This is a genomic window from Aquabacter cavernae (assembly GCF_003993795.1).
GTDB classification, from domain to species: Bacteria; Pseudomonadota; Alphaproteobacteria; order Rhizobiales; family Xanthobacteraceae; genus Aquabacter; species Aquabacter cavernae.
Map to the genome: position 1 here is coordinate 47,320 of NZ_RWKV01000001.1, position 25,102 is coordinate 72,421.

Here is a 25,102-nt window from a genome sequence, read left to right on the forward strand (position 1 = left end):
GGCGTCAGGTGTAACGCCGGCTTGCACTCGGCATGTCCGGCGCGTAGGGGGAGGGCGAATAGATCAGCCCCGCTGCGGCGGGGCGCGGCAGAAAGGTCCGATCCCTTGACCCCTTCGCCCCATTCCGTGGTTTCCGCCGGCAATGTCCGCTTCGGCAACCAGCTCCCCATCGCGGTGATCGCCGGCCCCTGCCAGCTCGAAAGCCGGGCCCATGCGCTGGAAGTGGCGTCCGCGCTGAAGGAGATCGCGGCGCGCGTCGGCTTCGGCCTCGTCTACAAGACCTCCTTCGACAAGGCGAACCGCACCAGCGCCGGGGCCCAGCGGGGCCTGGGCCTGGACAAGTCGCTGCCCATCTTCGCCGAGATCCGCGAGAGCCTGGGCCTGCCCGTGCTCACCGACGTGCATGACGCCGCCCAGTGCGCCCCCGTGGCCGAGGCGGTGGACATCCTGCAGATCCCCGCCTTCCTGTGCCGCCAGACCGACCTGCTGCTGGCCGCCGCCGCCACGGGGCGGGTGGTGAATGTGAAGAAGGGCCAGTTCCTGGCGCCCTGGGACATGGCCAACGTGGTCTCCAAGATCACCGGCGCGGGCAATCCGGACGTGCTGCTCACCGATCGCGGCACCTCCTTCGGCTACAACACGCTGGTCACCGACTTCCGCGGCCTGCCCATCATGGCGCGCACCGGCGCGCCCGTGATCTTCGATGCCACCCATTCCGTGCAGCAGCCGGGCGGGCAGGGCACCTCTTCCGGCGGCCAGCGCGAATTCGTGCCGGTGCTCTCCCGCGCGGCGGTGGCCGTGGGCGTGGCGGGCCTGTTCATCGAGACCCATCCGGACCCGGACCACGCCCCCTCGGACGGCCCCAACATGGTGCCGCTGAAGGAGTTCGAGCCCATGATGCGCGACCTCGTCGCCCTCGACAGGCTCAGCAAGGCGCAGCTGGCGGGTGCCGCGTGAAGCCGGTTATCCTCATTCCCTCGCGCCTCGCCGCGACCCGCCTGCCCAACAAGCCGCTGCTGGACCTCAATGGCGAGCCCATGATCGTCGCCGTGTGGCGCCGCGCCATGGAGGCGGACCTCGCGCCGGTCTATGTGGCCGCCGACACGCCCGCCATCGCCGATGCCATCCATGCGGTGGGCGGCAAGGCGGTGATGACGCGCATGGACCATCCCTCCGGCTCCGACCGTATCTTCGAGGCGGTGGAGAGCATCGACCCCGATCGCAATTTCGATGCGATCATCAATGTGCAGGGCGACCTGCCCACCGTGGCACCCGACACCATCCGCGCCACGTTCGAGCCCCTGAAGGATCCGGACGTGGCCATCGGCACGCCGGTAGCGGTCATCACCCGCGAGGAAGAGCGCACCGCGTCCAGCGTGGTGAAGATGGTCGGCTCGCCGCTGGGTGGCGGGCGCTTCCGGGCGCTCTATTTCACCCGCGCCACCGCGCCCTGGGGCGAGGGGCCGCTGCACCACCATATCGGCCTCTATGCCTGGCGGCGCAGCGCGCTGGAGCGGTTCGTCGCCTTGCCGCCGTCCCCGCTGGAAATCCGCGAGAAGCTGGAGCAGCTTCGCGCCTTGGAGGCGGGCATGCGCATCGACGCCATGGAAGTGGGCGAAGTGCCCCTCGGCGTGGACACGCCCCACGATCTGGCGCGGGCCCGCGCGATGCTCGCCGCCCGCTGAGCGGGTCAGGCGCGCTTCACGACCAGCATGGCGGCGGTCAGGTCCTCGATGGCCGCCCCCACCGACTTGAACAGGGTGATCTCTTCCGCCGACCTGCGGCCCGCCACCTTGCCGGCGCACAGATCGTGCAGGTCGCCCCGGAACAGGTCCGCGCTCCAGGCGCCGGACGTGATGGGCTGGAGCAGGTCGCCCGCCTCCGCCAGAACCCCGCCGCGCGTATCGCCATAGACGGCGCTCTTGGCCACCAGCGCGTCGTCGCTCTCGCGCATCTGGGGCGTGAAGGCCCCCACCAGGTCCACATGGGTGCCCGGCCGCACATGGGCGCCGAGGATGAGCGGCGCCTTCGACGTGGTGCCGCAGGCGATGATATCCGCCTGTTCCGTGGCCGCGGCGAGGTCGGTCATGGGGCGCACCTCCCGCTCCGGTCCGAGCCGGGCGGCGAGCTTCTGCCCGAAGGCGGCGGCCTTCTCGGCCGAGCGCCCATAGACCAGGACCTGCGTGATGGGGCGCACCGCGCAATGGGCTTCCGCCGCGTGGAAGGCCACATGGCCGTTGCCCACCACCAGGAGGGTCCGGCTGTCCGGCCGCGAGAGATAGGTGGAGGCGAGCGCCGAGGTCGCCCCGGTGCGCCGGTTGGTCAGTTCATCGCCGGCCAGGATGGCCTGCGCCGCGCCGGTCTGCCCGTCGAACAGCACATAGAGCGAGGAGACCGAGCCGAGGCCCAGCGCCGCATTGGCGGGGAAGATGGTGACGAGCTTGGTGCCGATGGCCTCGCCCCGCCGCCAGGCGGGCATGGAGAGCAGGTGGCCCGGCGCCTCCGGCGTGCCCACGTCATAGGACTGGCGGACCGGCATGGGCTCGCCCTCGGCGCGGAACGCCTCCCGCAGCGCCTCCACGAGGCGGGGATAGGCGAGGGCGGCCTCCACATCGGCGGCGCTGTAGAGGGTCGTCATGGCGGGCTCCGGGGGGCGGGAACGGGCGATTCGCCGGGAACCTTAAGCAGTTGTGACAGGGGGGCAAGGCATCTTGGATGCCGTTTCCATTGACCCGCAATCCGGCCTCGTGCTACCGCCGGACCATGGGCGCGCAGACGCTGCCGCACCCTGTGAGAGGGCAACATGACAGCATCGCGCAAACCGGGTGCGAAATCGGGTGCGTTCGAGAGCTTTGCCCGCGATCCCGACGAGCTGAAAAGCTCGGATCGCGCCTTCGGCCGAATCATGGCGGTCTTCTTCGCCATCGTCTCGGTGTTCCAGTATTGGCACGAGCGGCCGGTCATCGCCTCCAGCCTCCTCGCCATCGCGCTGGTCTTCGCGGGCGTCGCCCAGGTGCGCCCCACCGCGCTGCACCGCCTGAACATCCTGTGGTTCAAGCTGGGCCTGCTGCTGCACAAGGTGGTGAACCCCATCGTCATGGCGGTCATCTTCTACGGCGCCGTGGTGCCCACGGGCCTGCTCATGCGGCTGTTTGGAAAGCGCCCGATTCCCCTGAAGCGCGACCCCGCCGCCGCCACCTATTGGATCGCGCGCGATCCGCCCGGCCCCGCGCCGGAAAGCATGACGCGCCAGTTCTAACCCGATCGATCGAGGTGCCCCCATGGGCTTTGTCTCTGAACTCTGGGAATTCCTCCGCGTCCGCAAGAAGTTCTGGCTTCTGCCCATGCTTGTGGTGATGGCGCTGCTGGGCGGGCTGCTCATCCTGGCCAAGGGCTCGGCCGTCGCGCCCTTCATCTACACCTTGTTCTGAGGGGGGCGGCGGTGCGCATTCTCGGTCTTTCCGCGCTTTATCACGACAGTGCCGCCGCCCTGGTGGTGGACGGGGAGATCGTGGCCGCGGCGCAGGAAGAGCGCTTCACCCGCCGCAAGCACGACGACCGGTTCCCGCAGAACGCCATCGCCTATTGCCTTGAGGAAGGCGGCATCAGCCTGTCGGACCTCGACCATGTGGTGTTCTACGACAAGCCGTTCCTCAAGTTCGAGCGGCTGCTGGAAACCTATGTGGCCTTCGCGCCCAAGGGCTTCCGCTCGTTCCGCATCGCCCTGCCGCTCTGGCTGCGCGAGAAGCTGTTCCAGAAGGACCTTCTGGCCGGCGAGCTGAAGGGCATGGGCGGCGGCACGTTCGAGGCCAGCAAGCTGCTCTTCACCGAGCACCATCTGAGCCATGCGGCCAGCGCCTTCTTTCCCTCGCCCTTCGAGGAGGCCCTGGTACTCACGCTGGACGGCGTGGGCGAATGGGCCACCACCTCGGCCGCCATCGGCAAGGGCAACCAGCTCGACATCTTCAAGGAAGTGCATTTCCCGCACTCCCTCGGCCTGCTTTATTCGGCCTTCACCTATTATACCGGCTTCAAGGTCAATTCCGGCGAGTACAAGGTCATGGGCCTCGCGCCCTATGGCGAGCCGCGCTTCGTGCAGACCATCCTCGACCATCTCATCGATGTGAAGGAGGACGGGTCCTACCGCCTGAACCTCGACTATTTCGACTATTGCACCGGCCTGACCATGACCAACAGCCGGTTCGACGCCCTGTTCGGCGCGCCTCCGCGCCGGCCGGACAAGGAGGTGCTGACCCCCTTCCACATGGACCTCGCCGCCTCCGTGCAGAAGGTGACCGAGATCGTGGTGGAGAAGCTGGCGCGCGGCCTCCAGAAGGAGACCGGGCAGCGCAAGCTATGCATGGCGGGCGGCGTGGCGCTGAACTGCGTGGCCAACGGCGTGCTGCACCGGCTCGGCCTGTTCGACGACATCTATGTCCAGCCCGCCGCCGGCGATGCGGGCGGCGCGGTGGGTGCGGCGCTGGCCGCCTATCACATCCATCACGGCAAGCCGCGGACCTCGGGCAAGGACCGCATGCGCGGCGCCTATCTCGGCCCGGTCTTCGCGCAGGCCGACATCGAGCGCCGCCTGACCGAGGCGGGCGCCGTGTTCGAGGTGCTGGACGAGGACACCCTCGTTGATGAGACCGCCCGCGCGCTGGCGGACGAGAAGGCGGTGGGCTGGTTCCAGGGGCGCATGGAGTTCGGGCCGCGCGCGCTGGGCGGGCGCTCCATCCTGGGCGATCCGCGCTCGCCCACCATGCAGAAGACCTTGAACCTGAAGGTCAAGTATCGCGAGAGCTTCCGCCCCTTCGCGCCCTCCGTGCTGCGCGAGCATGTGGCCGATTATTTCGAATACGACGCCGACAGCCCCTACATGCTCATGGTGGCGCCCGTGGTGGAAAGCCGCCGCCGCCCCATGACCGCCGAGCAGGAGGCGCTGTTCGGCATCGAAAAGCTGAACGTGCCGCGCTCCGACATTCCCGCCGTGACCCATGTGGACTATTCCGCGCGGCTCCAGACGGTGACGGCGGACGTGGCGCCCCGCTATCACGCGCTCATCTCCCGCTTCCGCGACCTCACCGGCTGCCCGCTGGTGGTGAACACCTCGTTCAACGTGCGCGGCGAGCCCATCGTCTGCACGCCGGAAGACGCCTTCCGCTGCTTCATGGGCACCGACATCGAGGTGCTCGCGGTCGGCAATTGCCTGCTGCGCAAGGAGCGGCAGGACCCCGCGCTGAAGCTCAATTACGAGACCGCGTTCGAGCTGGACTGAGCCGCGCGCGCTCCCGCATTGACAGTGAAGCAGGCGCCCTGCCAAAGCTGGCGCTTCGACAAGCGGGAGCGCGGGATTTCATGGCGGGTTTTCATGGCCGGTGAGCGGTCGAGCGGCATTCTGGTTGGCATCCTGGCTTTTCTCGGCCTCTGCGCGGCCTTCTTCTTCGCCGAGGCCCTGCTGGCGCCCGTGGCGTTCGCGCTGTTCATCATTGCGGTGGTGCGCCCGGTGCAGGTGGCGTTCTCCCGCCGCATCCCCGCCTTGCCCGCCGCGCTGCTGACGGTGCTGATCACGCTGGCGGTGGTGGCCTCGGTGCTGTCCACCGTGGTCTGGGGGCTCGGCCATGTGGGCCAGTGGGTGTTCGGCAACGTGGCCCGCTTCCAGGCGCTCTATGAGAATGTGACCACCTTCCTGGAAGGCCACGGCTTCGTCATGGCCAGCCTGCTGGCGGATCATTTCGACGTGCGCTGGCTGCTGCGCCTGATCCAGGAAATCTCCGGGCGCCTCAATACGCTGGGCTCCTTCCTGGTGATCACCTTCGTCTATGTGCTGCTGGGCCTGCTTGAGGTGGATGTGCTGCGCCGGCAGGTGGGGCGCCTGCCGCGCCGCGAGACGGCGGACTTCCTGCTGGCGGCCGGCGGGGACGTGGCGCGCAAGCTGCAGACCTACATGCTGGTGCGCACGCTCATGAGCGTCGCCACCGGCTTCGTGGTCTGGGGCTTCACGCTTGCGGCGGGGCTGGAACTGGCCACGGCCTGGGGCGCCATCGCCTTCGCCATGAACTACATCCCGTTCATCGGGCCGTTCATCGCCACGTTCCTGCCCACCGTGTTCGCAGTGGTGCAGTCCGGTTCGTGGGAACTGGCGGTGCTGGTGTTCGTGTCGCTGAACGTGATCCAGTTCCTCACCGGCAGCTATCTGGAGCCGCGCATCGCGGGGCGGGCGCTGGCGGTCTCGCCCTTCATGGTGCTGTTCGCCGTGTTCTTCTTCAGCTTCCTCTGGGGGCTGGAGGGGGCCTTTATCGGCGTGCCCATCCTCATCGCCACCCTCACGGTCTGCGCCCGCAGCACGTCCGCCCGCTGGGTGGCGGACCTGCTGTCGGGGCGCGATCCACCGGAAACCCCGGCGGCGGAGACCTGACGCCGAAGGGCCGGGGGCAGTCAGCCCTTCCGGTCGCCGCGGATCAGTTCCAGCAGGGCCTCTTCCGCCCGCGAGCGGTAGCGGTCCACATGGCGCAGGATGAAGAAGGGGCGCTCGGGAAACGCCATGGGCACGAGGCAGAGCTGCCCCGTGGCGAGCCCCGCGCCCACCACCAGCTCGGAGATGACGGTGGCGCCCGCGCCCGCCGCCACGGCGCTCAGAACGGCTTCGTTGGACGGGAACTCCAGCGCCACGGTAAGGGCCTTGGGGTCCACCCCATAGGCGCGGCACCCATCCTCGAACACCTGCCGGGTGCCTGAACCGCTCTCGCGCAGCACCCAGTCCGTGGCGAGGAGGTCTGCCGGGGCGAGGTCCGCGCGACCCGCCCAGGGATGGTCGCGGCCCACCACCAGCACCAGCCGGTCGCCGGGCACGGCGAGCCGCACGAGGGGGGCTTCGCTCACGCCCCCTTCCACGAAGGCGAGATCCGCCTGTCCGTCCAGCAGCGCCGCCACGCCCTCCGCCGTATTGCCGATCTCCACCTTGATGGCGATGCCGGGATGCAGGAGCCGGTAGCGGGCAAGGCGCGGGCCCAGCCAGTAATTGGCGATGGTCTGGCTGGCATGGACCGAGAGGCTGCCCCGGCGCAGGCCGGAAATGTCGTTCAGCACCGCCTCGGCGCGCGACACGCGCTCCAGGATGGCCTGCGCCTCGACCAGGAAGACCTGCCCCGCCTCGGTCAATTCGATGCGGCGGCCGACGCGATGGAACAGATGGGTGCCGCAGCCCGCCTCAAGCGCGGCCACCGAGGCGCTGACCGCAGGCTGGGTCATGTTGAGCCGCTCGGCGGCGCGCGTCATGTGAAGCTGCGCGGCCACTTCCACGAAGACGCGCAATTGCTCGAAGGTCATCGCAATCCCTGCCGCCCCGGATCGCGGAGCCGGCATCGGTTCTACAGCGAACCGTCGGAGATTAGAAGGCGCGGGCCGTTTTGGGTGGAACACACCAACGGCTCCGGTCAAAGACCGGAGCCAAGCGGGTTTCGCTCAGGCGCCGCGCGGGCTTTTGGTATCAGACGAGGCTGACCAGCCCGTAGCCGCCCACCGCCGCCACAAGGGTCGCCGCGCCGCCCAAGGCGAGGGGCTTGAGGCCCTTGGCCTTCAGCTTGCGCAGGTCGCTGTCCAGGCCGATGGCCGAGAGGGCCACCGCCAGCAGGAAGGTGGTGACGGGCGCCGCGATGGCCTTGGTCTCGGCGGGCAGGATGCCCAGGCTGTTGATGCCGATCACGCCGATAAAGGCGAACACGAACCACGGCACGGGGGCGGACGCATCCGTCGAAGCCTCCCGGCGGCGGGCGAGGAAGGCCAGCGACAGAACCAGGGGCGCCAGCAGCATCACGCGGGTGAGCTTGGCGATGGTGCCCACTTCGCCCGCTTCCTGGCCGCCCTGGAAGGCGGCGGCCACCACCTGCGCCACCTCATGCACCGAGGCGCCGGTCCACAGCCCGTAGGCGTGGCCGCTGAGGCCCAGGAGCGGCATGAGCAGCGGGTAGACGAACATGGCCACCGAGCCGAACAGGGTGACGCAGGCCATGGCATAGGCCACGTCCTCGTCGGTGCCCCGCGTCACCGTATTGGTGGCGACGATGGCCGAGGCGCCGCACACGGCGGTGCCGGCGGCGATCAGCTCGGTGAGGCCGCGCTCGACGCCCATGAGGCGGCCGATCCACTTGGTGGCGAAGAAGATGAGGAGCAGCGTCGCCGCCACCGCCGCGAAGCCCGCCGCGCCCACGTCCGCCACCTGGCCGAACGTGACCTGGAGGCCCAGCAGGATGATGGCGAAGCGCAGGATGGGCCGGGCGGCGAATTTCAGGCCGGGCTTGGCGGCGGCAGGCACCGTGAACACGGTGTGGGCCGCCATGCCCATGAACACGCCGAGCACCAGCGGGCTCACCAGCGTGAAGCCGCTGACCGCGCGCAGCACATAAGCGAGCACCGTGACGCCCACGGCCAGAGCGAGGCCCGGCGCGAGGGCTTTCAGCCGCGCGGCGGCGGGAGCGTCAAGCCTCGGCTTGTGGGCGATGTCCATGGCGCGAAAAATTCCGGGATCCTCAGTCGCCTCAAGGAAACCAGCGGGAGAGGGGCAATCCCATCAAATTCTAATTATGGGTTTGATCCGCCGAACTTATTCATCGCGGGCGGCGTGCGGCGCGGGAGACGTGACGATTGGGTGACGTGATCTGGCGCAACGACGCCCCGTCCCGCCTCCGCCAGGGTGGGCGCGACGAAGAAGGGATCGCACGCCGTGTCCTTCCTCCAGCCCCACCAGACCCCGACATCCGCTGGTCCGGCCGCCCGGATATCCGCACCGGAGAAGCTGCTCGTGCGCTCCGTGAGCTACCATTACGGCCGCACCCAGTCGCTGTTCGAGGTGAGCCTGCCCATCCACCGCAACCGGACCACGGCGCTCATCGGGCCGTCCGGCTGCGGGAAGTCCACCCTGTTGCGGGTGCTGAACCGGATGTTCGAGCTTTATCACGACCAGACCGCCACCGGCGAAGTGCTCATGGACGGGGTGGATATCCTCTCCCACGGCCTCGACCCCATCCTGGTGCGCACCCGCATCGGCATGGTCGCCCAGAAGCCGACGCCCTTTCCCATGTCCATCTTCGACAATGTGGCGCTGGGCGTGCGCCTCAATGAGGAATTGCGCCCGGCGGCGCTGAAGGAGCGGGTGGAATGGGCGCTGCGTCGCGCGGCCTTGTGGGATGAGGTGAAGGACATCCTCCCTCGCAGCGGGCTCGGCCTCTCGGGCGGCCAGCAGCAGCGCCTATGCATCGCCCGCACGCTGGCGGTGCGGCCCGAAGTCATCCTGCTGGACGAGCCCTGCTCCGCGCTCGATCCGCTCTCCACGGCCAGGATCGAGGAGACCATGGACGAGCTGAAGGCCGACCACACGCTCGTCATCGTCACCCACAACATGCAGCAGGCGGCGCGGGTCTCCGACTTCACCGGCTTCATGTATCTGGGCCGACTGGTGGAGTTCGGCCCCACCGACGACCTGTTCACCAACCCGAAGGACGAGCGCACCCTGCGCTACGTCACCGGCCGGTTCGGCTGAGCGCCGCTATCTCTTTGTCTTTCCGCGTTTCCTTCACGCGAACCGCTTCACGCTTCGCTCGGAGACGCTTTAAAGCGCGATCACGGTTCGCCCGCGCACCTCGCCCTTCAGGATGGGATCGGCGAGGCCGATCACGTCCTCCAGCCGCACTTCGCGGGTCATGTGGGCGAAGTCCTCGGGGGTCAGAAGATCGCCCAGGCGCGCCCAGACGGCGGCGCGGCGCACGGTGGGATAGGCCACCGATTCCACGCCCAGCAGCGCCACGCCGCGCAGGATGAACGGGAAGACCGTGGTGGGCAGGTCGCTGCCGCCCGCAAGGCCGCAGGCCGCCACCGCGCCGCCATAGGCGGTGGCCGCGAGCACATTGGCGAGCACGCCGCCGCCCACCGTGTCCACCGCGCCCGCCCAGGTCTCGCTCTGGAGCGGCTTGCCCGGCACGGCATAAGTGGCGCGATCGACGATGTGCGCGGCGCCCAGCGCCTTCAGATAGTCCGCCTCGGCGGGGCGGCCGGTAAGCGCGCTCACCTCATAGCCGAGCCGGGAGAGCAGGCGCACCGCCACGCTGCCCACGCCGCCTGCGGCGCCCGTCACGAGCACGGGTGCGCCCGCGGCCAGTCCGTGCCGCTCCAGCGCCTCCACGCACAGCATGGCCGTGAAGCCGGCGGTGCCCAGGACCATGGCTTCGCGGGCGGAGAGGTTCGGCGGCAGCTTCACGAGCCATTCGCCCTTCACCCGGGCGCGTTCCGAAAAACCGCCGGACCAATGCTCGCCCACGCCCCAGCCTGTGAGCACCACCGTGTCGCCCGCCGCGAAGCCGGGGTTCGCGCTGGCCCGCACGGTGCCCGCGAGATCGACGCCCGGCACCATGGGGAAGGTGCGCAGGATGCGGCCCAGGCCCTTCAGCGCGAGGCCGTCCTTGTAGTTCAGGGAGGAATATTCCACGTCGAGGGTGACATCCCCGTCCGGCAGGTCCGCCAGCGTGATGGCCTCCAGCGCCACCGTCTGTCCCGCCTCGCTCTTGCGCGCCATGATGGCCCGGAAGGTGTCGCTGCTCATGGTCCGGTTGCTCCCTTTCGCCGTGCCGGTTGTCCGGCCGCGTGCGGTTCTTGCCGGCACTGAAGCCGAAAGCGGGCGGGCTGACAATCGCGCGTCATGCGGCCATCGCGCAGTCGGTGCAGGATTGGAACCAAGCGCGGGCTTTGCCGATTTCTGCTAGGCTATATCGCGGAGGGTCATCATGGGTATCATCTGGACCATCATTATCGGCTTCGTCGTCGGGCTGGTCGCCAAGTTCTTCTATTCCGGCGCCAATGAGCCGCGCGGCTTCATCCTGACCACGGTGCTCGGCATCGTCGGCGCGCTGGTGGCCACCTATCTCGGCCAGGCCATCGGCTGGTACCATGCGGGCGAGAGCGCGGGGTTCATCGGCGCCATCGTGGGCGCCCTCATCGTCCTCGTCGCCTGGGGCCAGCTCGCCCGGCGCATGTGAGATCGGCGCGCGGGCTCTTCGGTCTCGGTGGCGTGAAGGGTGTCCCGCTCCGGGGGGAAACCCTCTAATGTGGGATCGCCCCTGACGCGAGACCTTTCATGCCGCCCCGTCCTCCCGCCGAACTCGGCGCGCCGGTGTCCGAGATCGAGACGCCGGCTCTGGTGATCGACCTCGATCTGTTCGAGCGCAACCTCGCCACCATGGCCGATGCCGTCGGGGGGTCCGGTGTGCGCCTGCGGCCCCATGCCAAGGCGCACAAATGCCCCGATATCGCCCTGCGCCAGATGGCATCCGGAGCGATCGGTGTGTGCTGCCAGAAGGTGAGCGAGGCGGAAGTGTTCGTGGCGGCGGGCATTCCCGATGTGCTGCTGACCAATGAGGTGGCGGACCCGCGCAAGCTGCGCCGCCTCGCCGATCTGAGCCGCACGGCCCGCATCGGCCTGTGCGTGGACGGTCCCGCCCATGTGGCGCGCCTCGCGCAGGCGAGGGCGGGCCATGAGGGGCGGCTGGATATCCTCATCGAGATCGATGTGGGGCAGGGCCGGTGCGGCATGCCGGTGGGGCCGCAACTGGTGGACCTCGCCCGTGCCATCGACGCCGTGCCGGGCCTCTCCTTCGCCGGGCTCCAGGCCTATCAGGGCAAGGCCCAGCACCTGCGCGCGCCGCAGGACCGGCGCACGGCCATCGGCCATGCGGTGGAGCGGGCGCGCATCGCCAAGTCCATGCTGGAAGGTACCGGGATCGCCTGCCCCATCGTGACCGGCGCGGGCACGGGCACCTTCGCGCTGGAAATGACGTCGGGCATCTATACGGAGCTACAGCCGGGCTCCTACGCGCTCATGGATGCGGATTATGCCCGCAACGCCTTTGACGGCCCGGTCTTCGCCCATGCCTTGACCCTGCACGCCACGGTCATCAGCACCGCCGTGCCGGGGCAGGCGGTTCTGGACGTGGGCTATAAGGGCGCGGCGGTGGATAGCGGCCTTCCGGTGCCGGTCTCGCCCGCGACCGAGGTGCTCGGCATGTCGGACGAGCACACCGTTCTGCGCCAGCCGGAGCGCGCGCCGCTGGCGGTGGGCGACCGGGTCATCCTCTTGCCCGGCCATGTGGACCCCACGGTCAATCTCCACGACTGGTTCGTGGGCGTGCGCGACGGGCGGGTGGAGACCCTCTGGCCCATCACCGCGCGGGGCGCAGGGCTGTAAAGCATTTCCGGGGGAAGCCCAGGACACGAAAAAGCCGGGGCGTTTGCAGGAAACGCCCCGGCTCTGATCTCAGGCTGCGGAAGCGGCGATCAGGCCGCCTTGGCTTCCAGGGCCACTTCGAAGGCCGCTTCGGTCTTGGCCTTCACCTCGTCCAGCGTGACGCCCGGCGCCAGCTCGATGAGGCGGAGCGGGCCGCCGCGCTTCGGGAACTCGAACACCGCCAGATCGGTGATGACCATGTCCACCACCTTGGTGCCGGTGAGGGGCAGGGTGCATTCCTTCAGGAGCTTGGAGGCGCCGGAGCGTTCCACATGCTCCATGAGCACGATCACCTTGCGGGCGCCGGCCACCAGATCCATGGCTCCGCCCATGCCCTTCAGCATCTTGCCGGGCACCGTCCAGTTGGCGATGTCGCCGGTCTCCGACACCTGCATGGAGCCCAGGATCGAGAGATCCATGTGCCCGCCGCGGATCATGGCGAACGCATCGGCGCTGGAGAAGTAGGAGGTGGAGGGGATCTCGGTGATGGTCTGCTTGCCGGCATTGATGAGGTCGGGATCCTCTTCGCCCTCATAGGGGAAGGGGCCGATGCCCAGCATGCCGTTCTCGCTCTGGAAGCTCACATCCATGCCGGGGGGCAAGGCGTTGGCCACCAGAGTGGGGATGCCGATGCCGAGATTGACGTAAAAGCCGTCCTCGATCTGGCGGGCGGCGCGGGCCGCCATTTCTTCACGGGTCCAGGCCATGTCAGCGCGCTCCCTCGGTCACCCCTTCGCGGGGGCGTGTGATGACTTTTTCAATCCGCTTCTCGAAATGATCGCCCACGAACAGGCGGTCCACATAGAGGCCGGGCGTGTGGATGGAATCCGCGTCGAGCGCGCCGGTTTCCACCAGTTCCTCCACCTCGGCCACCACGAGGCGACCGGCGGTGGCCATCATGGGATTGAAGTTCCGCGCGGTCTTCCGATAGATCAGGTTGCCCTCGCGGTCGCCCTTCCACGCCTTGATGATGGAGAGGTCGGCGGTGAGGCCGGTCTCCAGCACATAAGTGTGGCCGTCGAACTCGCGGGTGGGCTTGCCCTCGGCCACCACGGTGCCGACGCCGGTCTTGGTGTAGAAGCCGCCGATGCCAGCCCCGCCGGCGCGGATGCGCTCGGCCAGGGTGCCCTGCGGGTTCAGCTCCAGCTCCAGCTTGCCGTCCAGATAGAGGCGCTCGAACAGCTTGTTCTCGCCCACATAGGACGAGATCATCTTCTTCACCTGGCCATTGGCCAGGAGGATGCCGAGGCCGAAATCGTCCACGCCGCAATTATTGGAGATGAAGGTGAGATCCTTCACGCCCGCTTCCTTGATGGCGGCAATGATGTGCTCGGGAATGCCGCACAGGCCGAACCCGCCGGCCATGATCACCATTCCGTCCTTGAGCGCCCCCTGAAGGGCGCTTTTCGCGTCCGTCCGGACCTTGTCGCGCATGAGCGCGTCCTCCCTTGATGTCTCGTCCTCAGATCAGTTCGACCGCGCGTTTTGCGAAGGCTGCCGCAAGGCGCCCCGTCTCGCCCGCATTCTCCGAGGAGGCGGTGCCGGCCTTGGCGCGCGCCGCAATGCCCTCGAAGATCATGGACCAGCGGAACAGGGCAAAGGCCATGTGGAACGGCCTCATCCGCGCTCCGTGACGCACCGCATCATCATAGGCCGTTACATACGTCTCGCGCGAGGGAATTTCGAGGGCGGCGAGGTCGATGCCGGCGATGCCGCCATACTCGTCCGGGGTGGAGACCCAGGCCATGGCGCTGTGGGCGAGGTCCGCCAGCGGATGGCCCAGCGTGGACAATTCCCAGTCCAGCACCGCCACCACCCGGGGCTCGGTGGGGTGGAACATGAGGTTGCCGATGCGGTAGTCGCCATGGACGATGGCGGTGACGTCGTCGTCAGGAATATTTTCCGGCAACCAGGAAATGAGGCGCTCGATATTGGCGTCCTCACGGGTGCGGATCTCCGCCCATTGGCGGCTCCACCGGCTCACCTGCCGGGCGAAGTAATTGCCGGGCCGGCCATAGTCCGAAAGCCCGGCCGCCGCCACATCCACATTGTGGAGCGCGGCGAGGGTGCGGGCCATGTCCAGATACATGGCGTGCCGGTCCGCCGGGGCGACGCCGGGGAGGGTGCAGTCGTGGAAGACGCGCCCCTCCACCTTGTCCATCACATAGAAGGGCGTGCCCACCACGCCGCGGTCGTCGCAATAGAGCAGCGCCGCGGGAACCGGCACGCCCGTGCCCGCCAGCGCGGAGATGATGCGATGCTCCCGGTCCACCGCATGGGCGGAGGGCAGGAGCGGGCCCGGGGGCTGCTTGCGCAGCACCAAGGCGCGATTGTCGTAGGTGACGAAGAAGGTGGGGTTGGACTGCCCGCCCGCAATGGCGGCGAAGCGCGGCGTGCCGTCGAGGCCGGGAATGGCCCCGCGCAGGAAGGCGTCCAGGCGCGCGGTGTCGAAGCCGGTCGGTGCGTCGCTCATGACGGGGCCACCGGCCAGCGCCAGAAGGAATTCCCCTCTTCCGAGAGGAAGCGGTTCAGCACCATCTGGTGCACCTCGTCGGCGCCGTCCACGAGGCGGGCCTGGCGGGCATAGCGGTAGATCCATTCCAGGACCGTGTCCTTGGAATAGCCCCGCGCGCCGTTGATCTGGATGGCCATGTCCACCGCTTGGTGAAGCGTGTTGGCGGCCTGGATCTTGGCCATGGAGATTTCCTTGCGCGCCCGGCTGCCCCGGTCGAGGGCGAAGGCGGCCTTCATCACCAGCAGGCGGCCGATCTCGATATTCATGGCCGTCTGGCCGAACTTCAACTGCACGCTCTCCCGGTCCGCGAGGCGCACGCCGAAGCCTTCGCGCACATCCGCATAGGCGCGGGCGATCTCCATGGACCGCTTGGCGAGGCCCAGCCAGCGCATGCAATGGGTGAGGCGCGCCGGGCCGAGGCGGATCTGCGTGGCCTTCAGGCCGTCGCCTTCCTGCATCAGCACGTCCTGCGGGGCGATGGTGAGGCCGTCAAACTCCAGCTCGCAATGGCCGCCATGCTCCTCCGGCCCCATGATGGGGATGCGGCGGATGATGCGCCAGCCGGGCTGGTCGCGGTGGAACAGGAAGGCGGTCAGCCCCTTGCGCGGGTCATCGGACGTGCGCGCCATGAGGATGAAGTGCGCCGCCTCCTCCGCGCCGGTGATGAACCATTTGTGGCCGTAGATGCGGTACGACCCGTCCGGCTGCTTCTCGGCGCGGGTGCGCATCATGGAGGGGTCGGAGCCGCTGCCGGGATGGGGCTCGGTCATGGCGAACACCGAGCGCACGTCGCCATTGACGATGGGGACGAGCCAGCGCGCCTTCTGGTCCGGCGTCGCCACCTTGTCCAGCAACATCATGTTGCCGTCGTCGGGGGCGGCGGAATTGAACACCACCGGCCCGAAGATGGAGCGGTTCATCTCCTCGTAGCAGACCGCCATGCCCATGCGCCCGATGCCGAGGCCGCCGCTCTCCGGGGGAAGCTGGAGGCACCAGAGGCCCGCCGCGCGCGCCTTGGCGCGCATCTGGCGCAGGAGACCGGTCTCGATGTTCTCGTGGGCGTCATAGGCGGCGGGGTCCGCCTCCAGGGGAATGATCTCGCGGTCCACGAAATCCGCGATGCGGCTGCGCAGGTCTTCCAGCGCCGGGGAGATGGTGAAGTCCATGGGAAGCCTCAGAGGGAAGAGACGAGATGGCCGCCATCCACCACCAGCGAGGTGCCGGTGACATAGGCGGAGGCGTCGGAGCACAGGAACAGGAGGGGACCGTTGAGGTCGCTCATCTGGCCAAGGCGGCGATAAGGGATGCGCTTCACCAGCGCCGCGCCCGCATCGCTCGCGAAGAAGTCGCGGTTGAGGTCGGTTTCCACATAGCCGGGGCACAGCGCGTTTGCCCGCACCTTGTGGCGCGCCCATTCCAGGGCCATGGACTTGGTGAGCTGCACCAGCCCCGCCTTGGAGGCGCAATAGGCCGCCACCTGCCCGGCCACGCGATGGCCGAGAATGGAGGCCACGTTCACGATGGCGCCGCCCTGCTTGTCGGCCGCCATGGCGCGGGCGGCGGCCTGGCCCATGAGGAAGGCGCCCTTCAGGTTGGTGTCCATGATGCGGTCCCACACCGCTTCCTCCTCGTCGAGGAGGCCGGTGGTGGAGGTGACGCCCGCATTGTTCACGAGCACGTCCAGCCGCCCGAAGGTCTGGGCGACGCTGTCCACCGCCGCTTCCGCAGAAAGACGGTCGGTCACGTCCAGGGTGACGGCCAGCGCCGCGCCGCCCTCGGCGGTGATGCGCGCGGCGAGCGCCTCGCAATCCGCGCGCTTGCGGGCCGCCACGGCGACCTTCGCCCCGGCGGCGGCGAGCACCTGCGCGAAATGGGCGCCGAGGCCCTGGGAGGCGCCGGTGACCAGCACCGTGCGTCCGTCGAGGGATGCGTGAAAGCTCATATGGCGGCCTCCCATGGCCCGTATGGGCCTTAATTTTTCGAGCGAGCGCTCGCTTTATAGACTTCGCCGCCCGCCCTGTGCAATAGGAGATGGTGCCCCGGCAAAGACCGGGGCCTGTGCCCGCAGGGAGCGGAGCTTGAGCCACCCATCGCCCGTCGCCCGTCCGCCTCTCGCCCGCCTGGACTTGTCCATGGAGGCGCTGGCGGCGCGCATCCTCGCGCGCCATTCCGAGACGGTGCGGGTGAAGAAGGCCCATGTGGCCACCATGCGGCTCGCGCGCATCATGGAGAGCACGCTGGCACTGGCCAACCGGGTGGGCTTCCACTCCATGAGCCTGCGCGACCTCTCGACGGAATCCGGCCTCTCCATGGGGGCGCTCTACGCCTATTTCGACAGCAAGGAGACGCTGCTCCTCATGATCCTCGGCACCGTGTCCGAGGTGGTGGAGGAGGCGCTGGGGGAGCCGCCGGCCGATTTGCCGCCGCCCGAGCGGCTGCGCTGGCTGCTGGCGGGCCATGTGGCCCTCACCGAGGCCATGCTGCCCTGGTTCACCTTCGCCTACATGCAGGCCAAGAGCTTTCCGCGCGAGGCCCGCGACATGGCGGTGGCCAGCGAGCAGCGCACGGAAGGGCTGATCGCGGCCATTTTGGCGGATGGGAACGCCACCGGCGATTTCCGGGTGGCGGACGTGGAGATGGCCGCAGCCCTCATCAAGCCCATGCTTCAGGACTGGTACGTGAAGCGCTCGAAATATCGTCGGCGCAAGGTGAGCGCGGCGGCCTTCACCGACGCGCTCATGGGCTTCGCCATGGCAGCCCTGGGGGCGCGGGCGTCCGTTCCCGCCTGATCCTCAGCCCTGCGTGGAGGCCATGGCCCGGGCGGGCAGGATGGCGGCCAGCACCAGGAGGCCGCCCACCGCCAAAAAGGGCGCGGGCGGCAGCACCACGAGAAGCTGGGTCATGAGCCCGGAAATGAAGACGCACACGGCCACCGCCGCGCTGGAGAGGCCCAGCACCCATCCCCGCTCCGTCTCCTCCACCACGCCCGAGGCGGCGGAGAGCAGCGACACATAGCCGAACACATTGGCGATGCAGATGCCCACCGCCAGCACCACCTGCGCGGTCGCGCTCACGGGGAAGGCGGTCATCACCAGCAGCGCGCCGCAGATGGCATGGCCGAAAATGGCGATGCGCCGCTCTTCCTTCAGCCACTTCGCCACCGGCCCGTAGGCCACCGCCGAGCCCAGCATGAAGCCGACGCCCATGGTGACCGAGAACAGGCCAATGCCTGCCGTCGAGAAGCCGTGGACGCGCTGCATCTCCACCAGGATGAAGGTGTAGTAGATGAGGAAGCCCAGCTGGAACAGGAAGAAGGACGCGAGCGGCGGCACCGCCGCCGGCCGGTCCTTCAGCCGCGCGAACAGCAGGAAGGGCTGGCGCCAGTCGAAATGAAAGGCCCGGCGTGGGGCGTCCTCGCCGAAGCGGGCGCGGGCCAGCATCACGGTGTTGATGACGCACAGCACCAGCGCCACCGCCAGCGGCAGGCGCAGGTCCAGATGGCCCAGCACGCCGCCGATGGCGGGGCCGGCCATGAGGCCCACCGTGTTCACCACCGTCACTTGCGCCATGGCGGCGCCGCGCTCGGACGGGTCCACCGCATCCACCATGCTGGCCTGGGCGATGGGGGCGGTGCCGGACATGAGACCCGCCAGGAGGCGCCCGGCGAAGAACAGCCAGAGCTGGTCCACCACCAGCGAGAGCCACATGAGCCCATAGGAGGCGGCAAGCCCCGCCATGCAGGTGAGCAGCGTGCGCCGCCGCCCCAGCGCGTCGGACAGGTCGCCCAGCAGCGAGCAGCCGAAGAAGGCGCCGATGGGGAACAGCCCGAAGGCGAGCGCCATGAGCGTGTCCCGGTTCTGCGCCGTCACCACTGCGCCAAACCCCTGTGCGCCCGCGCCCGGCCCGTCGAACAGGCTGACGATGAGCGGGTACATGAGCCCGAAGGAGAAGATGTCCAGGAAGACCGCGAGGAACAGCGGCGCATGGCTCTTGAAAAGGGTGACCTTCATTCAATCGATCCTAGAGCCGGATGTGTTGAGACGGCAGCGCTCCGCGATCCCATCTCAACACTGAATCCGTCTCCTTTTTTTGAAAAATGAGAAGGCGATTCACCGTTTGGAAGGAAGCAAACTGCTTCCTTCCAAACAGATCCGCGCTCTGAAAAAAGCCAGAGACCTCCTTGCCCTCTGCGCACGCCGCGGGCAAGCGGCTCCCGGGTCGGGAATGAAACCGGATTCGGATGGGTTTCCGGTGGCACCGGCGGTCGCCCATGGATTAGATGGCCTGAAAACCCGTGGGAGGGATCAGCCATGGATCTGGGATTGACCGGAAAGACCGCTCTGGTGCTGGGTGCCGGTGGAGGGCTGGGCGGCGCCATCGCCCGCACGCTTGCCCGCGAAGGCGCGAAGGTGGCGGTGGCGGACCTGGACGGTGCCGCGGCCGACCTCACCGCCGCCGATATCCTCGCGCACGGAGGTCGCGCCGCCGCCGTCGCCTGGAACCTCGCCGACCTCACCGCCATCGGCCCCGCCGTGGCGCAGGTGGAAGAGGAACTGGGCCCGGTGGACGTGCTGGTGAACAATACAGGCGGCCCGCCCCCGACCCCGGCGGGCGGCCAGTCCACGGAACTCTGGGGCGTGCAGTTCCAGTCCATGGTCCTGTCGGTGATCGCCCTCACGGACCGCGTCCTGCCCGGCATGCGCCAGCGCAAATGGGGGCGTATCATCACCTCCACCTCCTCTGGCGTGGTGGCGCCCATCGCGAATCTCGGCATGTCCAACGCGCTGCGCCTGTCGCTGGTGGGCTGGTCCAAGACCCTGGCGCGCGAAGTGGGCCGCGACGGCATCACCGCCAATATCGTGCTGCCCGGCCGCATCGCCACGCAGCGCATCACCTTCCTGGACGAGCAGCGCGCCAAGCGCGAGGGGCGCCCGGTGGAGGAGGTGGCGGCGGAAAGCCAGGCCTCCATTCCCGTGGGCCGCTATGGCGATCCGCAGGAATATGCGGACATGGTGGCCTTCCTCGCCTCCACCCGCGCCGCCTATGTCACCGGCTCGGTGATCCGCGTGGATGGCGGGCTCATTCCCAGCATCTGATCCTTCCCCCAGCCTGCGCGGCGCCGTGCCGTCAGGCTACCGCATGCGCCACGCTGCGGCGGGTGCGGGCGAGGCGGCTCTCGCCGGTCTCCTCGCCGAAGCAGTAATCGAAATCGTCGCACGCGGCGCAGCTGGGCGCCGTGCACAGGACGAAGCCTTCCTGCTCGCACAGGCGGCGGTAGAAATACTTCTTCCATTTCATGTTGGTGGTGTTGCCCGCCGCCAATGCCGGGAAATGCGTGGCGAGAAGCCGGTTCAGCTCGCCGCGGTCCCGGAGGCCGAGATCCTGCCACAGATGGTTCGGCCGCAGCGCGCGGCAGGCGATGATTGCCGCGAGCCAGCGGGCGGCCTCGTCTCCCGGCCGCGCCTGCGCGTGCAGGAAATCGTGCAGGATCGCCCCTTCCTCGTCCTTCGGCGCGTGGCCCACGGGCACGCCGAGGCAGGCCAGCGCGCGGGGCGTGAAATAGCGGCCGATAATCGTCTCCAGCGCCTCGGCATCAAGGCCGAGGCAAGGGCCGAGCGCCAGGTTCTCGTGCAGGGCATCCTCCGCCGAAACCGCGATGGCGCAGGCGAAGACGTGCGCGTCGAACAGATGGGCCTCGACGCGCCGCGCCGTGTCGGAGCCGGCCTTTCCGGTGCGGGCACAGGCGCCGCGCCGGCGCGGGCCCATCAGCGCGCTGAAGAGACCGTCCGCATGGCGACCCATGGCGCCCTCACGCGGCCAAGGCGGCGGCCTTGTCGGCCGTCACATGGGTCTGGCACGCCTTGGGGCAGACCCGGGCGCAGGCGCCGCAGCCGATGCAGGCGCCCGCATTGTCCACCACCATGACCTTGCGCACGAGTTCGCCGTCGAAATCGTCGTCCTCGTCCTCATCCACCTTGCCGAGCATGGCGTTCCCGTCGCCCACGCCCCACAGGTGCATCACGTCCCGCGAGCAGACCTTGTAGCAGCGCCCGCAGCCGATGCAGGTGGTGGCGTCGATGGCGACGAGATAGTCCGGCATCCAGTGGGAGCCGTCGCGGGAGAGATGGGCCATGGCGATGCTCCGGGCGTCAGGCGGGTTGGGATTCGAGCGCCTTCAGGCGCTTGCGGGCATCATCCAGGGCCTTGAACGTGTCGTAGGTCTCCTGCGCCACCTCCAGGATATTGGTCCAGTTGATGGGCAGGTCCTCCGACAGGTCGTGGAGGTTCATCTTCCAGGTGACGGACTTGGACGAGAGCTTCTTGATCTCGGCCTTCAGCGTTTCGATGTCGGACATGGCTGTTCCTTCAGAGACGGGCGACGTCGGGATAGGCGCGGATGAAGGTGACGGCGTCGTCCAGGGCCTTGGTGCCGGCCTCGGCCAGCTTGGCCAGGCTCTCGAAGCCGAAGCGGTGGACATCGCGCACATGGCGGCTCAGCACCACGAGGCGGCCGGCGGTGAGCAGCACGCGCCCGAAGCCCTCATGGCTCATCTTCATCATGGGGCTGGCGATGAGCTGGGTTTCCGCCTCAATGGCGAGGCCGACGGACGTGTAGAACATCTCCACCCGCCACAGCACGTCGGGGTCGGGATCGCCCATGATGGGGATCTCGCGGCGCTGCTCCTTGGTGACGATGAAGTCCTTCAGGATCTTCGCGTCGGGCTTGCCTTCCCAGCTTCCATACGTGTCCTGCGCCCGCATGAGGCGGACCAGGGACTTGAGGAAGGGCGTGGCGAGCGCCTCTGCGTCGGCGTCCTCTGCAGTCAGGGCGTCGGTCATGCGTCTCTCCTCTCACTCATCATCATCAACGAAGGACGGCTTCGGCGCGCCCGCGCCGGATTCGGCCAGGATCTTGCGCAGCCAGGGCGGCGGGGAGCCCGCCAGCATGTCGCGGGTGCGCTCCAGAACGGTGTCGATGGGCTGGGCCTGCGGGATCTTGATGGGATGGATGCGGGCCGAGACCACCTTGGCGGCGGAGGGGCCGCCGATGGCGAGGCAGAACAGGAGGTGGCAGCCCTTCAGCGCCTCCACCTTGGGCGTGATCTTGTCGTCGCCGTCATTCTGGTGCTTGCCGCCCTCGTCCGAGACGAGATCGAAGGCCACCGTTTCCACAAAGCTCCAGCCGTCCACGCTCACGTCATAGACGGCGAACTTCTTGGCCGAGCCGAAATGAGCGTTCAGCCCCTTCATGTCCTGGGTCGCGATAGCGATGCGGATGGCGGGGCCGGAGGGCGGCGCGGCCTGGGCGCCCTCGCTCTCAACGAGCCGCAGTCTGCGCGTGGCTGTCATGGGTGTCCTCGCTGGTCGGGCGTCTGTCGCGGAACGGGTTGAGGGACTGGGGCGTGGGCTCCCGGCGGTTGGCCTGGAAAATATTGGCCGCCTCGAAGATCAGGTTCCGGGCGCCCTGGTAGCCCACCGTCAGGCGGTGCTGGCTGCCCAGGCGGTCGAACACGGGGAAGCCCACGCGCATGAGGGGGATGCCCAGCCGCTCCGACGCCTGGCGGCCGTGGCTGTGGGTGACGAGCAGGTCGCAGCCCGCTGCGCGGGCCTCGAAGTCGCCGAGGTCGCCCACCAGCACCTCCCGCGCCGGCACCTTGCGCAGGATGGGGCTGCTGCCCGTGGTGGTGACGGCGAGCGCGATCTCGGCGCCAAGGCCGGCGAAGAAGCTCGCCAGGGTGAAGAGCAGGTCCGGCTCGGCGGCGAGGGCGATCTTCTGCCCGCCGAAATGGAAATGCCCGTCCAGCAGCGCGTCCTGGAGCTGGCTGCGCTGGCGGCGCAGACGCGCGGGCACGGGGCGCCCGGACAGCCTGGCCAGCAGCGCCACGAAGCGGTCCACCGCCTTCAGGCCGGAGAGGCTCTCGAACACAGTGAAGGGCACGCCCGCCCGCGCCTCCAGCAAGGCGGCGGGCGCCCGCACATGTTCGGCCAGCGCGATGGTGTGGACGGAGCGGCCCATGGCGCGGATGTCGGGCACCAGCGTGCCGCCATAGGCGGTGGGCACCCAGCGCTCCGGCACCGTGCCGTCCAGCGAGCCGGAAATGTCCGGCAGGATGATGGGCTCCAGGCCGAACGCTTCCACGAGGTCGCGCAGATGCTCGATGTCGGCCACCGTGTGGTGCCAGCCGGGCAGGATATTCACCTGGGTGAGGCTCACCATGCGCTCGGGATTGGGGGGCACCAGCGCGTCCACCATGGAGGTGACCGCCTTGGTCCAGCCTTCCTCCATGGCGCCCTCGAAATCGGGTGTCTGGGCGAGCACCACTTCCGTGCCCGCCAGCGCGTCCGCATTGCGGCGGCGGATGGCGGAAAGGTCGGCGGCGAAGTCCTCGCCGCGCGTCTCCACGAGGGCGGTGGTGCATACGCCGATCAGGCTCGGCTTGGTGCGGGTCTTCAGGTTGAGGATGGCCTCCTCCAGATGATCCGCGCCGCCCAGCACGGTGGCCACCTCGTCCATGGCGGTGGTCTGGAGGGGGATGGCCTCCTTGAAGTGCCGCACCAGCAGCACGAGGGCGAAGGAGGTGCAGCCCTGCGAGCCGTGGAACAGGGGCATGGCCCCGTCCACGCCCAGATAGGCGAGGGCGGCGCCCAGCGGCTGGCTGGACTTCAGCGGATTGAGGGAGGCGGCCTTGGTGCGGGGGATGACGGCGGTCATGGCGCGCGCCTCAGCATTCGGCCATGTCGTCGGCGCCCGCGCCGGCGAACTTTTTGCGGTGATGGGCGAGGAAATGGGGATCGGCTTCTTCCCGGCTCCCGATGACCCCCTTTCCCGCTTGCAGGAGAGGGCTTTCCGTCAGGTTCCCCTCCCTGTCCCAGGGGGCGTCCTCGCGCACCGTTTCCCAGACGGGGTTCTCGATGGCGAGGGCGATCCGCTTCACCAGCTCCACCATCCCGTCATAGCCCGCATAGGGGAAATGGCGCTCCTGGTTGATGTCGAGCCACGGCATCTTGGCTTTCAGCGCGATGAACTGGGTGCGCCCGCCGGAGAGCATGATGTCCGCCTTGTTGGCGGCGAGCATGGCGTAGAGGTCGCGCGGCGCCATGGATTCGAACATGTGGTGCTCGTCCTTGAGGAGTTGCTTGATGCGCTCCTTGTCCTCGTCCGTGGACTTCTTCACCGAGGTGCCGACGATCTCGATGCCGATCTCCTGGAGCGCCGCCACCACCGACCAGGACTTCACGCCCCCGGTATTGAGCAGCACGCGCTTGCCTTGGAGCCGGGGCCGGTACGCCTCCATCCTGGCCCAGGCGATGGCCTCTTCCTGCGCGATCAGCGCCTCGGTGCGATTGAGGAGGGAGGGATCGGCGCCGCGCGAGACCAGAAGCCGCGCGGTCTGGCGCAAGGCGTCGGACGTGTCGGAGATGCCGTAGAAGGAACCCTCGAAGAAAGGGATGCCCCAGCGCTCCTCCATCTTGCGGGCGAGCGTGATAAGGGCGGTGGAGCATTCCATCATGGTGACGCGCGCCGTATGGGCGCCGGCCACGTCCAGATAGCGCGCATCGCCGGGGATTGAGGCGCGGATGCGGATGCCCAGCGCCTCGAACAGGGGCTTCACCGCCCAGAACTCGCCGGAGAGATTGAACTCGCCGAGGATGTTGATGTCGGTGGGGCCCACATCGTCGGGCTCATGGGTGCCGATCACATGGTCGAGCAGCGCCTCGCCCGCTAGCTTGTTGCCGAGATTCTTCGAGCCCACGAAGCCCGGCGCGTTCACCGGCACCACGGGCAGGCCGTATTTGGCGGAAGCCGCCTTGCATACCGCCTCGATGTCGTCGCCGATGAGCGCGGTGACGCAGGTGGAATAGACGAAGATGGCGGGCGGGTTGAAGGCTTGCGCGATCTCGCGCACCGCCTTGTAGAGCTTGCGCTCGCCCTGGCCCATGACGATGTCGAGTTCCGTGAGATCCGTGGTGAAGGACCGCCGCCACAGGTCCGAGCCGGAGGACCCCGCGCCCCGATTGTCCCAGCTATTGCCCTCGCACGCGAGCGGGGCATGGATGAGATGGGCGGCGTCGGTCACCGGCTGGAGCACGATCTTGGCGCCGTCGAAGGCGCACCCGCCCGCCGCCGCCCCGGGGGTGAGCGGCTTGGAGCAGCCCTTCTTGCGGGCCTTGGCGTCCTTGGCCTGGTTCTTCTCGCAACCGGGCTCGTTGAACATGTCCGCGATCTTGTCCTTCAGCATGGCCGCGCGCTCCTGGCATGTGGACTCGGCATCTGGATCGGAAAGGCCCCGGGCGATGGGCGCCCGGGGAAGGCCGCC

Annotated in this window: 28 protein-coding genes; 11 read left to right on the forward strand and 17 right to left on the reverse strand. The window is 68.5% G+C overall.

Annotated features, from left to right (window positions below):
- Positions 1–105 precede the first annotated feature (105 nt).
- On the forward strand, positions 106–957 hold the full coding sequence (kdsA, locus tag EJJ38_RS00245; protein ID WP_245454038.1) for a 3-deoxy-8-phosphooctulonate synthase: 852 nt from the start codon (positions 106–108) through the stop codon (positions 955–957).
- Entirely contained in the window at positions 954–1,685 is a 732-nt protein-coding gene (locus EJJ38_RS00250) for a 3-deoxy-manno-octulosonate cytidylyltransferase (RefSeq protein ID WP_127088110.1), read from the forward strand. The genes kdsA and EJJ38_RS00250 overlap by 4 nt, the downstream gene beginning before the upstream one ends.
- 5 nt (positions 1,686–1,690) lie before the next feature.
- On the opposite strand, the gene lhpI is transcribed toward EJJ38_RS00250, so the two are convergent.
- Positions 1,691–2,638: a bifunctional Delta(1)-pyrroline-2-carboxylate/Delta(1)-piperideine-2-carboxylate reductase gene (gene lhpI, locus EJJ38_RS00255; protein WP_127088111.1), complete on the reverse strand. Its 948-nt coding sequence runs from the start codon at positions 2,636–2,638 to the stop codon at positions 1,691–1,693.
- A 165-nt stretch (positions 2,639–2,803) separates the two neighbouring features.
- Here lhpI and EJJ38_RS00260 point away from each other — a divergent pair, with 165 nt between their 5' ends.
- From EJJ38_RS00260 to EJJ38_RS00270, 4 genes are all read left to right on the forward strand, one after another.
- Positions 2,804–3,259, forward strand: coding sequence for a hypothetical protein (locus EJJ38_RS00260; protein ID WP_245454039.1), 456 nt, complete (start codon positions 2,804–2,806; stop codon positions 3,257–3,259).
- Positions 3,260–3,281: 22 nt separating this feature from the next.
- A complete protein-coding gene (locus tag EJJ38_RS20220; protein WP_164738352.1) occupies positions 3,282–3,431 on the forward strand; it encodes a DUF5989 family protein in 150 nt (49 codons plus the stop codon).
- A gap of 11 nt (positions 3,432–3,442) precedes the next feature.
- Entirely contained in the window at positions 3,443–5,275 is a 1,833-nt protein-coding gene (locus tag EJJ38_RS00265; protein ID WP_127088112.1) for a carbamoyltransferase family protein, read from the forward strand.
- A 93-nt stretch (positions 5,276–5,368) separates the two neighbouring features.
- A complete protein-coding gene (locus EJJ38_RS00270; protein WP_127088113.1) occupies positions 5,369–6,415 on the forward strand; it encodes an AI-2E family transporter in 1,047 nt (348 codons plus the stop codon).
- A gap of 20 nt (positions 6,416–6,435) precedes the next feature.
- On the opposite strand, the gene EJJ38_RS00275 is transcribed toward EJJ38_RS00270, so the two are convergent.
- Both EJJ38_RS00275 and EJJ38_RS00280 read right to left on the reverse strand, forming a co-directional pair.
- Positions 6,436–7,326 carry a LysR substrate-binding domain-containing protein gene (locus EJJ38_RS00275; RefSeq protein ID WP_127088114.1) on the reverse strand — a complete coding sequence of 297 codons (891 nt, stop codon included), beginning with the start codon at positions 7,324–7,326 and terminating at the stop codon, positions 6,436–6,438.
- Between the two features lie 160 nt (positions 7,327–7,486).
- Positions 7,487–8,503, reverse strand: a complete 1,017-nt coding sequence (locus EJJ38_RS00280) for a YeiH family protein (RefSeq protein ID WP_127088115.1) — start codon at positions 8,501–8,503, stop codon at positions 7,487–7,489.
- Between the two features lie 216 nt (positions 8,504–8,719).
- On the opposite strand from EJJ38_RS00280, the gene pstB reads away from it, so the two are divergent.
- On the forward strand, positions 8,720–9,535 hold the full coding sequence (gene pstB / locus EJJ38_RS00285; RefSeq protein ID WP_127088116.1) for a phosphate ABC transporter ATP-binding protein PstB: 816 nt from the start codon (positions 8,720–8,722) through the stop codon (positions 9,533–9,535).
- A 69-nt stretch (positions 9,536–9,604) separates the two neighbouring features.
- Here pstB and EJJ38_RS00290 read toward each other — a convergent pair whose 3' ends face one another.
- Complete coding sequence (locus tag EJJ38_RS00290; protein WP_127088117.1) at positions 9,605–10,591, reverse strand: MDR family oxidoreductase; 987 nt, start codon at positions 10,589–10,591, stop codon at positions 9,605–9,607.
- Positions 10,592–10,772: 181 nt separating this feature from the next.
- Between EJJ38_RS00290 and EJJ38_RS00295 the strand changes: the two genes are divergently transcribed.
- A complete protein-coding gene (locus tag EJJ38_RS00295) occupies positions 10,773–11,024 on the forward strand; it encodes a GlsB/YeaQ/YmgE family stress response membrane protein (protein WP_127088118.1) in 252 nt (83 codons plus the stop codon).
- Positions 11,025–11,122: 98 nt separating this feature from the next.
- Positions 11,123–12,229: a DSD1 family PLP-dependent enzyme gene (locus tag EJJ38_RS00300; protein ID WP_127088119.1), complete on the forward strand. Its 1,107-nt coding sequence runs from the start codon at positions 11,123–11,125 to the stop codon at positions 12,227–12,229.
- 89 nt (positions 12,230–12,318) lie between these two features.
- On the opposite strand, the gene EJJ38_RS00305 is transcribed toward EJJ38_RS00300, so the two are convergent.
- The 5 genes from EJJ38_RS00305 to EJJ38_RS00325 are packed head-to-tail and all read right to left on the reverse strand — an operon-like array spanning position 12,319 to position 16,725.
- Entirely contained in the window at positions 12,319–12,975 is a 657-nt protein-coding gene (locus EJJ38_RS00305) for a CoA transferase subunit B (RefSeq protein WP_127088120.1), read from the reverse strand.
- Position 12,976: 1 nt separating this feature from the next.
- Positions 12,977–13,702 carry a CoA transferase subunit A gene (locus tag EJJ38_RS00310; protein ID WP_127088121.1) on the reverse strand — a complete coding sequence of 242 codons (726 nt, stop codon included), beginning with the start codon at positions 13,700–13,702 and terminating at the stop codon, positions 12,977–12,979.
- A 28-nt stretch (positions 13,703–13,730) separates the two neighbouring features.
- Positions 13,731–14,741, reverse strand: a complete 1,011-nt coding sequence (locus EJJ38_RS00315; RefSeq protein ID WP_127088122.1) for a phosphotransferase family protein — start codon at positions 14,739–14,741, stop codon at positions 13,731–13,733.
- On the reverse strand, positions 14,738–15,949 hold the full coding sequence (locus EJJ38_RS00320; RefSeq protein ID WP_127088123.1) for an acyl-CoA dehydrogenase family protein: 1,212 nt from the start codon (positions 15,947–15,949) through the stop codon (positions 14,738–14,740). The genes EJJ38_RS00315 and EJJ38_RS00320 overlap by 4 nt, the downstream gene beginning before the upstream one ends.
- Positions 15,950–15,957: 8 nt before the next feature.
- Positions 15,958–16,725 (reverse strand): SDR family NAD(P)-dependent oxidoreductase, encoded by a 768-nt coding sequence (locus tag EJJ38_RS00325; protein WP_127088124.1) that lies wholly within the window; start codon positions 16,723–16,725, stop codon positions 15,958–15,960.
- A gap of 136 nt (positions 16,726–16,861) precedes the next feature.
- Here EJJ38_RS00325 and EJJ38_RS00330 point away from each other — a divergent pair, with 136 nt between their 5' ends.
- The gene (locus tag EJJ38_RS00330) at positions 16,862–17,572 is read left to right on the forward strand and encodes a TetR/AcrR family transcriptional regulator (RefSeq protein ID WP_205666062.1); all 711 of its coding nucleotides are present in this window, start codon (positions 16,862–16,864) and stop codon (positions 17,570–17,572) included.
- Between the two features lie 3 nt (positions 17,573–17,575).
- Here EJJ38_RS00330 and EJJ38_RS00335 read toward each other — a convergent pair whose 3' ends face one another.
- Positions 17,576–18,793: an MFS transporter gene (locus EJJ38_RS00335; RefSeq protein ID WP_127088125.1), complete on the reverse strand. Its 1,218-nt coding sequence runs from the start codon at positions 18,791–18,793 to the stop codon at positions 17,576–17,578.
- 300 nt (positions 18,794–19,093) lie between these two features.
- Between EJJ38_RS00335 and EJJ38_RS00340 the strand changes: the two genes are divergently transcribed.
- Positions 19,094–19,879 (forward strand): SDR family oxidoreductase, encoded by a 786-nt coding sequence (locus EJJ38_RS00340; RefSeq protein WP_127088126.1) that lies wholly within the window; start codon positions 19,094–19,096, stop codon positions 19,877–19,879.
- 31 nt (positions 19,880–19,910) lie between these two features.
- Here the strand turns inward: EJJ38_RS00340 and EJJ38_RS00345 are convergent, their stop codons facing one another.
- From EJJ38_RS00345 to nifE, 7 genes are read right to left on the reverse strand one after another with little or no spacing between them, the layout of a single operon-like run.
- Positions 19,911–20,585: a nitrogen fixation protein NifQ gene (locus tag EJJ38_RS00345; RefSeq protein WP_245454040.1), complete on the reverse strand. Its 675-nt coding sequence runs from the start codon at positions 20,583–20,585 to the stop codon at positions 19,911–19,913.
- A 7-nt stretch (positions 20,586–20,592) separates the two neighbouring features.
- Positions 20,593–20,916 carry a ferredoxin III, nif-specific gene (fdxB, locus tag EJJ38_RS00350; RefSeq protein ID WP_127088127.1) on the reverse strand — a complete coding sequence of 108 codons (324 nt, stop codon included), beginning with the start codon at positions 20,914–20,916 and terminating at the stop codon, positions 20,593–20,595.
- Positions 20,917–20,932: 16 nt separating this feature from the next.
- Positions 20,933–21,139, reverse strand: coding sequence for a CCE_0567 family metalloprotein (locus EJJ38_RS00355; protein ID WP_127088128.1), 207 nt, complete (start codon positions 21,137–21,139; stop codon positions 20,933–20,935).
- 10 nt (positions 21,140–21,149) lie between these two features.
- On the reverse strand, positions 21,150–21,623 hold the full coding sequence (locus tag EJJ38_RS00360; protein ID WP_127088129.1) for a NifX-associated nitrogen fixation protein: 474 nt from the start codon (positions 21,621–21,623) through the stop codon (positions 21,150–21,152).
- A gap of 12 nt (positions 21,624–21,635) precedes the next feature.
- Positions 21,636–22,133: a nitrogen fixation protein NifX gene (gene nifX, locus EJJ38_RS00365; RefSeq protein WP_164738353.1), complete on the reverse strand. Its 498-nt coding sequence runs from the start codon at positions 22,131–22,133 to the stop codon at positions 21,636–21,638.
- Entirely contained in the window at positions 22,102–23,496 is a 1,395-nt protein-coding gene (nifN, locus tag EJJ38_RS00370; RefSeq protein ID WP_127088130.1) for a nitrogenase iron-molybdenum cofactor biosynthesis protein NifN, read from the reverse strand. The genes nifX and nifN overlap by 32 nt, the downstream gene beginning before the upstream one ends.
- A 10-nt stretch (positions 23,497–23,506) precedes the next feature.
- Positions 23,507–25,024, reverse strand: a complete 1,518-nt coding sequence (gene nifE, locus EJJ38_RS00375; protein WP_127088131.1) for a nitrogenase iron-molybdenum cofactor biosynthesis protein NifE — start codon at positions 25,022–25,024, stop codon at positions 23,507–23,509.
- Between the last annotated feature and the right edge of the window lie 78 nt (positions 25,025–25,102).